Here is a 12,380-nt window from a genome sequence, read left to right on the forward strand (position 1 = left end):
GTCCTGGGCCCGCTCAGACGGGGAAGCGGGCGGTCACGTGCTCGGAGACAGCGATCTCCTCGAGCCGTGACGGTTCGGTCCGAGCGACCAGGACCAGCGAGCCGCCGCGTGCGAGCGGTTCGCAGAAGGTCGCGAGTCCTGGTGGGGAAGCCGGGTTCGCGACCGTGAGGAGGCGGCCGCCGTCGGGGACCAGGTCCCCGGCGGCGGCCGCTCGCCACATCTCGCCCTGGGTCGCGCTCGCCCCGGCCAGCGCGGTGGCCGGGTCCGCGCCCGCCGGCGGGTCCCACGGGGTGAACGCGTCCGGCTGCGACCAGATCTCGATGCCGACGTCGTGCACGCCGTCGGGCACCCCCTCGGCGAAGCGGACCCCCAACGGCAGCAGCGAGCACGCCAGCACGAAGCGCTCGCCGGCACCACCGGCGTGCTCGGGGAGGGTGGCCGGACCGCAGACCACGGCGGCGGCGTCGGCGGCGTCGGTCACCACCAGCCCGGCGTTCCAGGCGGCACCGAGGAAGACGGTCGTCAGCCAGTGCGGCGGCAGGTCGACGTGCAGGCCCTCGCCCTTCTCCAGGCCGAGCTCGTCGACCAACAGGGAGGACGCCTTCGCGACCCAGTTCGCATACGTCGTCACCGACAGCTCGACCCGCTCCCCGGTCGCGTCGTCGTAGAAGGTCACCAGGGGGCGCCCGGGCTCGTGCCGCAGCCGGGCGCCGAGGACCTCGGCGAAGGTCGTCGTATCGGGGTTGCTCACGCGGCGAGGATAGGTGCGGTGGTGGCGGCGGGTCGGCGCGCCCCATTCGGACTGGCGCGGATCCGGCCCGGATCCGCGCCGATCCGAATGGGGCGCGCTCGACCGTGACCCGCCGGATAGGGTGCGGCGCATGACGAGCCCCGAGGCGACCAGCGAGCAGACCGGATCGGCGCACTCGGCAGGGATCGAGGGATTCTGGGCGGTGGTGCCCGCCGGCGGTGCCGGCACCCGGCTCTGGCCGCTCTCCCGCTCGGGTGCTCCGAAGTTCCTGCACGACCTGACCGGCTCCGGCCGCACCCTGCTGCAGCAGACGCGGGATCGGCTGGCGCCGTTGGCCGGCGACCGGGTGATGGTGGTGACCGGACAGGCCCACCAGGACGCCGTACGAGAGCAGCTGCCCGAGATCGCCGTCGACAACGTGCTGGCCGAGCCGTCGCCGCGGGACTCGATGGCCGCGATCGGCTGGGCCGCCGCGGTGCTGGAGCGGCAGGGGGCCGAGGTGATGGGGTCCTTCGCGGCCGACCACGTGATCTCGGACGACTCGGCCTTCTCGGCGGCGGTCCGCTCGGCGGTCCAGGCCGCCCGCGGCGGGTGGCTGGCCACCATCGGCATCGAGCCGACCTTCGCCTCCGCCGCGTTCGGCTACGTCCGCCACGGCGACCCGCTGCCCGGGCTCGACGGTGTCCGCAGCGTGATCGGCTTCGTCGAGAAGCCCTCCGTCCAGGTCGCCAGCACCTACCTGGCCTCCGGCGACTACCGCTGGAACGCCGGGATGTTCGTGGTGCGGCCCGGTGTCCTGCTCGACCTGCTCGCCGAGCAGGACCCGCGCTTCGCGCTCGCGCTGCGCGAGCTGGCCGCCGAGCCGGACAGCCTCGCCGAGCGGTGGCCGTCGCTGCCGAAGATCGCGATCGACCACGCGGTGGCCGAGCCGGCCGCGGCCGACGGTCGGGTGGCCACGGTGCCGGGCGGCTTCGGGTGGGACGACGTCGGTGACTTCGACTCGCTGGCCGGGCTGCTCGGCGAGCGCGCCGCGCTCACCGTCCTGGGGGAGGAGTCCCGGGTCCGGTCCAGCGACGCCACCGGACTCGTGGTGACCGGCAGCGACCGTCTGGTCGCGGTCGTCGGGATCGACGACGTCGTGGTGGTCGACACCGAGGACGCGCTGCTGGTCACCACCCGGGAGCGGGCGCAGGAGGTCAAGGCGATCGTCGCGGCCCTCGAGGCCGAGGGACGCGACGACCTCACCTGATCCGCACCGGGTCCACGCGAGGCCCGGCCACCGGCCCAGGTACGACGCGAGGCCGGCCCCGGGCGCCCCGGGACCGGCCTCGTCGTGCGTGAGTGGCCGGCGTCAGCCCATGTTGGCGCCGCCGATGGGCTCCGGCGCGTCGGTGAACGGGTAGTCGAGCATGAACTGCTCGAGCGCCTCGCCGCTCGGCTCGGAGCAGTACTGCCAGACACCGAGCTGCTCGTCCTCGTTCTCGCCGCCCTTGGCGGTCCAGTGCGTCATCGCGATGTGCTGGCCGTCGGGGAACGCCTCACCGTCGTCGGAGGTCCAGGGGGCCGCGATGAACGAGTAGCGGTTGTTGGTGTCGTTGACGTCCAGGGTCGCGGCGATGCCCTTCACCTGGGCGAGCATGTCGCTGTCGTCCGCGACGGTCTCGTCGTACCAGAGGATGGTGAAGCCGTGCTCGAGGTTGTGCACCAGCGCCTCGAGCTCGGGCCGGTTGTCGGCGGTGTAGTAGCGCTGGTCGATGGAGACCGGGGCGACGCCGCCGCCGACGTTCCAGTGCGCGCCGAAGGCGGGGGGTGCGTACTCGTACTCGACCTGCACGCCCTCGTCGACGTGGTCCTGGTTGCCCTCGGCGTCCCGGGTGATGACGTCCTGGCAGACCGAGGCCGAGGCGCCGATCTCGCTCAGCTCCTTGTCCTTGTACTGCTGGCGCTGGACCCAGGAGCTCACCGGGTTGTAGGCGGCGGCGCCGATGATCAGCAGAGCGACGACGACGCAGGCGATCACGATCACCCGTCCCTGGCGCTTCTCGGACTTGCGCTGGGAACGCCGGATGTCGTCGATGACCTTCTGACGGTCCGACTTGGCGGACTTGGGGTCTTGGCCACGGGCGGGGTACCTCGGATGTTCGGTCGACTGATCGATCACGGTCAGCGATCGGCTGCGGGACGCGGTGAGTCTACGGAGTGCCCGGACGGAGGCGGATCTCGGTATCGCCAGGCGTGCCGTCGCGGCCCGCAGCGGGGTCCTCCGCGCGCCAGCCGTGGGCGAAGGCGAGGATCTCCACCGCGACCCGCCGGGTGGCCGGGCAGCGCACCTGGTCCTCGGCCAGCGCGGTGCCGGGGACACCGGCACGGGCGAGAGCGGTGACCAGGTCGCCGAGCGGCGCCGCAGCGCCGAACGGCCCCTGCGTGGCAGGGTCGCCGACCACCGCGGTGACCACCGCCTCGCGGGCGCCGAGCCCGAACATGTCGCCGCCCTCGGCGCGGACCAGGGCAGCGGCGCCGGTGCCGTCCTCGCCAGGCGGGAGGACCAGGTCGGCGCGGCCCCGGACCAGTGCGCACGGCCGCGCGGCGAGCTTGCCCTGGGCCAGCTCCGCGGCGCCGGCGATCTCGTCGGCGACCGCCGGTGCGGTCACCACCAGCGGGTTGCCGTGGGCGTCCACGCGGCCCTCGAACGACTCCAGCACCCGGAGGCCGGCGGCGCCGATCGCGATGTCGGTCTGACCCTCGCGCCAGGCTCGGCCGGCGGTGTCGGTGACGACGACGCCCACGTTGACGCCGCGCCGCTCGGCGACGGCGGCCCGCAGCGCCCGGGCCGAGGCGTCGGGGTCGAGGGGCAGCAGCACCACCGAGCCGCCGGCCACGTTGGAGGCGTCGATCCCGGCAGCGGCCATGGTCAGGCCGAGCCGGTTGCGCACGATCCGGGTGGGGCCGCGGCGCGCCACGTCGCGCACCGTCTCGGCGTCGATCCAGTCGTCCCGCTCGCCACGGACCACCCGGCCCTCGGCCTTGCTCACCACCTTGCTGGTCACCACCAGCACGTCGCCGTCGACCAGGTCGGCCATCAGGTCGAGGAGCAGGCCGGCCAGGTCGTCGCCGGCGGCCACCTCGGGCAACCCGTCGGGAGCGAGCACGGTGATCGTGCCGCCGCCGGCGACGGGCGGGGAGGTGCTCACCGCGCACCCGCCAGCTCGATCGCGGCGGCCGCCATCGCGGCGGTCGCGTCGTGGTCGCTCATCATCAGCGGTACGGCGGCGCAGGCGACGCCACCCGCGCGGACCCGCTCCACGTGGTGGGCGTCGCGCTCGTCGACCAACCACCCGTCCAGCACCCCGCCGGCACTGCGCGCGCCGTAGTGCAGGCCGACCCCGGCCGCGCTGACCTCGACGCCGATCGAGGTCAGCATCTGCTCGGCCATCCCGCGCACGTGGTGGTCGCCGACGATCGGGGAGACGCCGACCACCGGGGCCGCGGTCTGCCGGATCGCCTCACGGAGTCCGGGCACGCCGAGGATCGTGCCCACCGAGACCACCGGGTTCGACGGGGGCACCAGCACCAGGTCGGCCTCCGCGATCGCCTCCAGGACGCCCGGGGCCGGGACGGCGTCGGTGAGCCCGACGACGGCGACCGTCTCCGCCGGGACCTCGGCCCGCAACCGGACCCAGTACTCCTGGAAGTGCACCACCCGGCGACCGCTGGGGGAGTCCGGGTCGGCGATCGCGACGTGGGTCTCGACCCGGTCGTCGGTCATCGGGAGCAGCCGGACCCGGTCGCCGTGGGTGGGCGTGATCCAGCGCCGGCACAGCGCCTCGGTGACCGCGGAGAGCGGGTAGCCCGCCTCCACCATCTGGGTGCGGACCAGGTGGGTGGCGATGTCCCGGTCGCCCAGGCCGAACCAGGTCGGCTCGACGCCGTAGGCGGCCAGCTCCTCCTTGGCGCTCCAGGTCTCCGACCGGCGCCCCCAGCCCCGTTCGGGGTCGATCCCGTCACCTAGGGTGTACATCACGGTGTCCAGGTCCGGGCAGACCTTCAGCCCGTGCAGCCACCAGTCGTCGGCGGTGTTGGCGATCACGGTCACCCGCGCGGTGGACGGGACGCCCGGCAGCGCTCCGGTGGTGATGCCGTGCAGCAGGCCCTGCAGGAACTTGGCACCACCCATGCCGCCGGACAGGACGGTCAGGTTCTCCATGGGGCACCACTCTGCACGGTGGCGCTCCGGGGCCGCTCAGCGGGAGCCCCATAGCAGATTCGGGCTTGACCAATCGGGTATGACATGCATGTAATTTCACCATCGTCACTCGTGATCCACGAACCGACCGGCAGGCAACCGGCCGAGGGCACGGAACGCGACATATGGGGGTCGAAAGGGGCGAAACAAGTGAGGGAACTCTTCCTGGTCGAGGCAGAGTCGGACGAGATGGGCTGGCAGGAGCGAGCCCTGTGCGCGCAGACCGATCCCGAGGCGTTCTTCCCTGAGAAGGGTGGATCGACGCGGGAGGCAAAGAAGGTCTGTCTGACGTGCGAGGTGCGGGTCGAGTGCCTGGACGCGGCGCTGCTCAACGATGAGCGGTTCGGCATCTGGGGCGGCCTCTCCGAGCGCGAGCGCCGCAAACTGAAGAAGCGCGCGGTCTGAGCCGCGCTGCGACACTGCCGTAGCCAACGCCACGGCGGTGCTGGTTCGACCGGCCACCCGGTCCGCACGTAGGGTGGCCGGTCGTGTCAGCGCCGATCGAACAAGGTGACCAGGCCGCCGTCGCAGTGCTCCTGGTGAGCCACGACGGAGCGGCGTGGCTGCCGAGCGTCCTGGAGGGGATCCGGACCCAGTCCGCCCCGATCGCGTCGCTGGTGGCGATCGACACCGGGAGCCGTGACGGCTCCGCCGAGCTCATCGAGAACGCCTGCGCCGAGGCCGGTCTCGCGGCCACCGTGGTGCGTGCGCCGATCGGCACGACCTACCCCGAGGCCGTCGAGATGGGCCTGGCCCGCCTCGGTGAGGCGCCGCGGCCGCCGACCTGGGTCTGGCTGCTGCACGACGACTCCCGCCCTGATCCCAGCGCCCTGCAGGCCCTCACCACGGTCGCCGCCCAGCGCCCGGAGGCCGACTTCCTGGGACCCAAGCTGCGCGAGTGGCCCTCCCTGCGCCGCCTGCTCGAGCTGGGAGTCACCATCAGCGGCACCGGCCGACGCGAGACCGGCCTGGAGCGCGGCGAGTACGACCAGGGCCAGCACCCGGACGTCCGTGAGGTCCTGGCCGTCAACTCCGCCGGCATGCTCGCCCGCCGGGAGACCCTCACCGCCGTCGGCGGCTTCGACCCCCACCTGCCGATGTTCGGCAACGACCTCGACCTCGGCTGGCGCGCCGCGGCCGCTGGACACACCACCCTGATCGTCCCGGACGCGGTGGTCTTCCACGCCGAGGCCGCGCACCGCGGCGTCCGCCGCACGGCCCTGACCGGCCGGCACACCCACTTCCAGGAGCGCCGCGCCGCGCTCTACACGCTGCTCGCCAACGTGCGCCCGTTCGCGCTCCCGTTCCAGCTGCTCCGGATCGTCCTCGGCTCGCTGCTGCGGATGCTCGGGTTCCTGGTCGTGCGCTCGGTGGGCGAGGCGCTGGACGAGCTGGCCGCGCTGGTCGCGGTGGTCACCCGACCCGGGGTGGTCCACGCCGCCCGCCGCGAGCGGGCCCGTGTGGTGGCCGCGAACCGCGGGGACGCCGGCCCCGACAAGGACCGGGTACGACGCCTCCTGGCGCCCTGGTGGCTGCCCTACCGTCACGGGTTGGACTTCGTGGGCGACCTGATCGCCGCCGCCACCAACCAGGCCGCCGACGTGGCCGAGCGCCGCCGGGCCGCGGCCGCCGAGCAGAACCCGCAGCAGCCGGTCCGCCGGCCGGCCGACGACGAAGACGAGGAGTACGAGGAGTACGAGGACTCCGGCTTCGTGGTCCGCTTCTTCACCAACCCCGTCGCGGTGACCCTCGCCGTCGTGGTGCTCGCCCTGGTGGTGGGCGCCCGCGACGCGTTCGGCGACATCTCCGGCGGCGCGCTGTCACCGGCGCCGAGCGGACGCGGCACCTGGTGGTCGTTGCACCTGGAGTCGTGGCACGCCCTCGGCTTCGGCACCGCGGTGCCGGCGCCCGGCTACGTGCTGATGCTCGCCGTCCTCGGCAGCGTCTTCGGCCCCGGCTGGACGATGTCCTTCCTGCTGATCACCGCCGGGCCGCTCGCGGTCTGGGGCGCCTGGCGCTTCCTGCGCCTGGTCGGCCGCCTGCTCACCCCGGCCGGCGCGCCGCGCTGGGTGGTCGCCGGCGGCGCGGTCGCCTACGCCGCGGTGCCGTTGGCCGCCGGCGCCTGGGGCAGCGGGCGATGGGGCGTGATCGTCGCGGCGGCCCTGCTGCCATGGATGGCCCACGCCGCCCTCGGCTTCGCCGACCCCGAGCCGGCGCGCCGGTGGCGCGCGGCGTGGCGGTCCGGCCTGGTGCTCGCGGTGCTGACCGCCCTCGCCCCGGTGCTGTGGTGGCTCTTCCTCGCGCTGGCAGTGGTGGTGCTGGTCGCCGCGGCCGTGCTGGTGCGGGCCACGATCGGGCAGCGCTCGGTCTGGGGGCCCCCGCTGGCCGCCCTCGCGGTGCCGCCGGTGGTGCTCGCGCCGTGGTGGCTGCCGGCGATCTGGCACGGCGCCGGCGCCGCGCTCTTCCTCGACATCGGCCGGTGGCCCACGCCGGCCACCGGTGGCTGGAGCCTGCTCGCCGGCCGCTTCGGCGAGTCCGGAGCCCCGCTGTGGATCGGCCTGATCCTGCCCGTGCTCGCCCTCCTCGCGCTGATCCCGCGCGCCAGCCGGATCGGGGTGCTGGTCTGCTGGCTGGTCGCCGCGGTCACCGCCCTCGTCGCGATCCCGCTCGCGACGTCCTCGGTCGACCTGCCCGGACTCGCCTCCCAGCAGCCCGGCCTGGGTGCCGTCCTGCTGCTCCTGCACGGCAGCTGGGTCACCGCGGTGGTGCTCGGCGCGGTCGGGCTCCGCGGCGTCGAGCTCGCCCCCTGGGGCCGGGGCGCGGTCGCGCTGGTCGCGGCGGTGGCGGTCGTCGTACCGGTGGGCGGGGTGGCGTGGTTCGTCGTCGACGGCGGCGAGGAGCTCACCGAGCGCCCGGCGACCGGCGTGCCGGTCTACATGCAGCAGCGCGCCGAGGCGGCCGACCAGGACGGCGTCCTGGTGCTGCGCGGCAGCGTGGACGAGGGCGTCAACTACGAGGTGGTGCGCGGCGACGGCCCCACCGTCGGTGAGGACGAGATCACCGGTCTGACCCCGGAGGATCCCGCGGTGACCGCGGAGATCACCGAGCTGATCACCGACCCGTCGGCGGAGACCGTCGACGCGCTGAACCGGCGCGGCATCGTCTACGTCGTGCTGCCCTCGCCCGCCGACGGCGAGATCGCGTCCCGTCTGGACGCGTCAGGGGGCTCGACCGGGCCAGCACGTCGGACCGTGACACCCAGGCCTGGGAGATGGCACAGGACCCGCCGGCCGACAGCGTGGAGGGTCCGCGCTCGTGGCTGCGGATCCTGCTGCTGGTGGTCCAGTTCACCGCGATCGCGGTGCTCCTCGTGTGGGCCCTGCCGCAGGTGCGAAGGAGCCGCGCATGAACACCTCCGACCAGCGTCCCGGCCGCCGCCGCAACACCGGCCAGCAGCCGGCCGTCACCGAGACCGGCGAGCTCCCCGCCGCCGGTCGCCGTGCCCAGACCGCCCGCCGCGCCCAGGCCGGCCGCCGCCGGTGGGACGTGCTCGCCGTCCTCGCCCTGGTGCTGCCCGCGGTGGTGCTCGGAGCGGTCGCCGTGATCGGCGCCCAGGAGGATCCGGCGCTCGGGATCCACCCGCCCGAGACGCTGCCGCTGACCCAGTCCACCGTGGTGTGCCCCCGGCGATCGACAACGGCGGGCGCGCGACGGACGTGGTGGCCCTGCGGGCACCGGGCTCGGCGGGCGGCGACGTCGCGGTCCGGACCGGGGACCGACGGCTGACCGACGCCGGCACCCGGTCGGTCGGCGACACCCCGGTCACCATCCCCGACAGTGCGGGCTCGGTGGTCCTCGACGCCACCGGAGAGAGCGCCCCCGGCCTGGTCGCCGGCCGTCGCGAGGCGCTCGCGGCACCGACCTGCCGGGCGCTCTCCTACGACGAGTGGTACCTGGGCCTCGGCGCCTCGGCGCGCAACGCCTCGGTGATCACGCTGGTCAACCCCGACGACACCCCCGCGGTCGTGGACATCACCCTCACCGGACCGAACGGACCGGTGGAGGAGGACGCCCTGCGTGACGTGCCGGTGCGGGCCGGCGGCACGGTCCGGCTGGACCTCGCCGAGATCGCGCCCCGCCGCTCCGAGGTCGCGGCGCACGTCGCGGTGACCCGCGGGCGGGTCTCGGCCTCGGTCGCGCACCAGTGGGACCCGCTCGGCGCCGGACGGGTCACCGTCGAGTCGCTCCCGGCGCAGGCCGCGCCGGCCACCGAGGGCCTCCTGCTCGGGGTCGACCCGGACGCCGAACAGGGCTGGCTCCACCTGGCCAACCCCGGCGACGACGAGGCCCGGGTGAGCGTGCGGGTGCTCACCGAGGAGGCGGTGTTCGCGCCCAGCTCCGCCGAGGACGTCGTGGTCCCGCCGCTGAGCAGCCTCCGGGTCCCGCTGCGCTCGCTGGTCGACGCCGAGGCCGCCGACGGGATGCTCGGTCTCGTGGTGGAGTCGAGCTCGCCGGTGGTCAGCTCCGCCCACGGTCTGGTCGACGACGACCTGGTCGCCGTGGGGGCCGCCGAGCTGCTCACCGACCCGAGCGCGGTCGTCGTACCGGAGGGGGAGGCGCGGCTCTACCTCGGCGGCGCCACCGGCACCGGGGTGGTCCGGGTGACCGCCTTCGACAGCGACGGGGAGGAGCTGCTGGACGACGAGCGGGTGGAGATCGCCGCCGACCGTGCCGCCGTCCTCGACCTGCCGGACGGCACCGCGGCCCTCACCCTCGCCACCCGCAACGCCGAGGTCGCCGCCACGGTGCGGGTGGACACCGCGGGCAGCACCCCGGGTGCCACCTACGTCCCGGTCCAGCCGACCGTGCTCGAGTCCGAGGTCCCGGTGGTCCTGCCGCGCTGAGGCCGGTGCAGCCGGGCCGAGCCCCGTCAGTCGTCGTGGTAGCGGGGGTCGACCTCGGCGGCGGGGATGCCGAGCAGCTCGGCGACCTGCTCGACGACCACGGTGAGCACCATCGCCTCGAGCTCGGCCCGGTCCAGGGCACGGTGCTCGATGGGGCGGCGGAAGACGACGAGCCGGGTCGGCTCCCCGCCCCGGCCGCGGATCAGGGACGAGAGCGGCACCCGCCCCTCCTCCCAGTCGTCGGGGAGGTACGGCGACTCCTCCACGGCGTACTCGACCAGTCCGAGCCGTGCCGACCACCGTTCGTCGATCTCGGTGACCACCTCGAGCACGATCCGGTCGAAGAGGTCCCGCGGCGAGCGGAGCAGCGGCGGGTGGGCCGAGAGCGGGCCCGGCAGCACCGCCGGGCCGCGCATGCCGCGGCCGCGCCGGTCCCGACCACGGCGACCGCCGGAGGTCGAGTTCTCCATGATCCGCGAGCCTAGCGGCCGCACGCGCGTGCGAGCGGTACGGTCACCCTCGTGAGTCTCGCCCGGCGCTGTTCCCGCACTGCCTGCGCGCGCTCCGCGGTGGCCACGCTGACCTACGTCTACGCCGACCAGACCGCGGTGCTCGGGCCGCTCTCGACGTACGCGGAGCCCCACGCCTACGACCTCTGCGCGTTCCACTCCGAGCGGCTCTCCGCGCCGCGCGGCTGGGAGGTCGTCCGGCTCGCCCTGGGCAGCCAGCAGAGCGGCCCCAGCGAGGACGACCTGCTGGCCCTGGCCGACGCCGTCCGGGAGGCCGGACGGCCGGCGCCGCTGGTCGAGCCGCCCCGGGAGACGGGCCGCGAGGTGGCCCGCCGCGGGCACCTGCGGATGCTCACCACCGACTGAGTCCGACCATCGGTCGGGTGCCCGCCGCCCGTGCACTAGGGTCCGGTCCATGGCCTCCGCGACCACGTCCGTCGACAACCTCGCCGCCGTGTTCAAGGCGTACGACGTCCGCGGCACCGTCCCCGACCAGCTGGACGAGGAGCTGGCCCGCGCCGCCGGCACCGCCTACGTGGAGGTGCTCGGGGCGAGCGCGGTGGTGGTGGGCTACGACATGCGCCCCAGCTCGCCCGGCCTGGCCGGCGCGTTCGCCGAGGGCGCCACCGCGGCCGGCGCCGACGTCACGATGATCGGCCTGGCCTCCACCGACCAGCTCTACTTCGCCTCGGGCCACCTCGAGCTGCCCGGTGCGATGTTCACCGCCAGCCACAACCCGGCGCAGTACAACGGCATCAAGATGTGTCGTGCCCTCGCCCAGCCGGTCGGCCAGGAGTCGGGACTCGCCGAGATCCGGGACCGGATCGCCACCGGTGCGCCCGCGTCCGGCTCGCGCACCGGGTCGGTCAGCCAGCACGACGTGCTGCAGGCCTACGCCGCGCACCTGCTCAGCCTGGCCCCGGTCGCCGGCCGGCCGCTCAAGGTCGTCGTCGACGCCGGCAACGGGATGGCCGGCCACACCGCGCCGGCCGTCTTCGACCGGCTCGCGGACCAGATCGAGCTGGTGCCGATGTACTTCGAGCTCGACGGCACCTTCCCGAACCACGAGGCGAACCCGATCGAGGCCGAGAACCTGCGCGACCTGCAGCAGCGGGTCGTCGCCGAGGGCGCCGACATCGGTCTGGCCTTCGACGGCGACGCCGACCGCTGCTTCCTGGTCGACGAGCGCGGTCACGCCGTGTCGCCGTCCACCCTGACCGCGCTGATCGCCGACCGCGAGCTGGCCAAGGAGCCGGGCGCGACGGTGATCCACAACCTGATCACCTCCCGGGCGGTGCCCGAGATCGTGGCCGAGCGGGGCGGCACGCCGGTCCGCACCCGCGTGGGCCACTCCTACATCAAGGCCACGATGGCCGAGACCGATGCGGTCTTCGGCGGTGAGCACAGCGGCCACTTCTACTTCCGCGACTTCTGGCGTGCCGACTCCGGCATGCTCGCCGCGCTGCACGCCCTGGCCGCCCTGGCCGGCAGCGACCAGCCGCTCTCGGCCCTGCTGGCCGGCTACGAGCGCTACCCGCTCAGCGGCGAGATCAACTCCACCGTCGCCGACCAGGCCGCCGTGCTCGCCGCCCTCGAGGAGCAGTACGGCGACACCGAGGGCGTCAGCCTCGACCACCTGGACGGGCTCAGCGTGAGCCACGCCGACTGGGCGTTCAACGTCCGGGCCTCCAACACCGAACCCCTACTCCGCCTCAACGTCGAGGGGAAGGACGAGACCACCATGGCCGAGATCCGCGACGAGGTCCTCTCCGTGATCCGGAGCGACCGATGAGCGCCGCCATCGACCCCGAGCTGCTCGCGATCATCGTCTGCCCGGCCTGCCGTGCCGACCTGGCCGTGACCGCCGCCGGCGAGGAGACCGAGCTGGTCTGCACCGGCTGCGGGCTCGCCTACCCGGTCCGCGACGGGATCCCGGTGCTGCTGGTCGACGAGGCCCGCAAGCCCGCCTGAGG

General features: G+C 74.4%; 11 protein-coding genes. 6 read left to right on the forward strand and 5 right to left on the reverse strand.

The features are described from left to right. Positions 1-13: 13 nt before the first annotated feature. Positions 14-751, reverse strand: coding sequence for a TIGR03089 family protein (locus FIV43_RS01750; protein WP_231123618.1), 738 nt, complete (start codon positions 749-751; stop codon positions 14-16). Between the two features lie 130 nt (positions 752-881). On the opposite strand from FIV43_RS01750, the gene FIV43_RS01755 reads away from it, so the two are divergent. Continuing rightward, positions 882-2,000 carry a mannose-1-phosphate guanylyltransferase gene (locus FIV43_RS01755; RefSeq protein ID WP_141012739.1) on the forward strand — a complete coding sequence of 373 codons (1,119 nt, stop codon included), beginning with the start codon at positions 882-884 and terminating at the stop codon, positions 1,998-2,000. A gap of 102 nt (positions 2,001-2,102) precedes the next feature. Here the strand turns inward: FIV43_RS01755 and FIV43_RS01760 are convergent, their stop codons facing one another. From FIV43_RS01760 to cofD, 3 genes are read right to left on the reverse strand one after another with little or no spacing between them, the layout of a single operon-like run. After that, positions 2,103-2,912, reverse strand: coding sequence for a DUF3105 domain-containing protein (locus FIV43_RS01760; RefSeq protein WP_231123619.1), 810 nt, complete (start codon positions 2,910-2,912; stop codon positions 2,103-2,105). A gap of 31 nt (positions 2,913-2,943) precedes the next feature. After that, a complete protein-coding gene (locus FIV43_RS01765) occupies positions 2,944-3,942 on the reverse strand; it encodes a coenzyme F420-0:L-glutamate ligase (protein ID WP_231123620.1) in 999 nt (332 codons plus the stop codon). Continuing rightward, on the reverse strand, positions 3,939-4,955 hold the full coding sequence (cofD, locus tag FIV43_RS01770; RefSeq protein WP_141012740.1) for a 2-phospho-L-lactate transferase: 1,017 nt from the start codon (positions 4,953-4,955) through the stop codon (positions 3,939-3,941). Before cofD ends, FIV43_RS01765 begins: the two co-directional genes overlap by 4 nt. A 228-nt stretch (positions 4,956-5,183) precedes the next feature. Between cofD and FIV43_RS01775 the strand changes: the two genes are divergently transcribed. After that, positions 5,184-5,399 carry a WhiB family transcriptional regulator gene (locus tag FIV43_RS01775; protein ID WP_141015678.1) on the forward strand — a complete coding sequence of 72 codons (216 nt, stop codon included), beginning with the start codon at positions 5,184-5,186 and terminating at the stop codon, positions 5,397-5,399. Positions 5,400-5,482: 83 nt separating this feature from the next. After that, a complete protein-coding gene (locus FIV43_RS01780) occupies positions 5,483-9,898 on the forward strand; it encodes a DUF5719 family protein (protein ID WP_141012741.1) in 4,416 nt (1,471 codons plus the stop codon). A gap of 26 nt (positions 9,899-9,924) precedes the next feature. Here the strand turns inward: FIV43_RS01780 and FIV43_RS01785 are convergent, their stop codons facing one another. Further along, on the reverse strand, positions 9,925-10,368 hold the full coding sequence (locus FIV43_RS01785) for a metallopeptidase family protein (protein ID WP_231123621.1): 444 nt from the start codon (positions 10,366-10,368) through the stop codon (positions 9,925-9,927). Between the two features lie 51 nt (positions 10,369-10,419). On the opposite strand from FIV43_RS01785, the gene FIV43_RS01790 reads away from it, so the two are divergent. From FIV43_RS01790 to FIV43_RS01800, 3 genes are read left to right on the forward strand one after another with little or no spacing between them, the layout of a single operon-like run. After that, complete coding sequence (locus FIV43_RS01790; RefSeq protein WP_141012742.1) at positions 10,420-10,773, forward strand: DUF3499 domain-containing protein; 354 nt, start codon at positions 10,420-10,422, stop codon at positions 10,771-10,773. A gap of 49 nt (positions 10,774-10,822) precedes the next feature. Further along, on the forward strand, positions 10,823-12,199 hold the full coding sequence (locus FIV43_RS01795; RefSeq protein WP_141012743.1) for a phosphomannomutase/phosphoglucomutase: 1,377 nt from the start codon (positions 10,823-10,825) through the stop codon (positions 12,197-12,199). After that, positions 12,196-12,378 (forward strand): Trm112 family protein, encoded by a 183-nt coding sequence (locus FIV43_RS01800; protein WP_141012744.1) that lies wholly within the window; start codon positions 12,196-12,198, stop codon positions 12,376-12,378. The genes FIV43_RS01795 and FIV43_RS01800 overlap by 4 nt, the downstream gene beginning before the upstream one ends. Positions 12,379-12,380 lie beyond the last annotated feature (2 nt).

This window comes from Nocardioides sambongensis (genome assembly GCF_006494815.1).
Lineage (GTDB): Bacteria > Actinomycetota > Actinomycetes > Propionibacteriales > Nocardioidaceae > Nocardioides > Nocardioides sambongensis.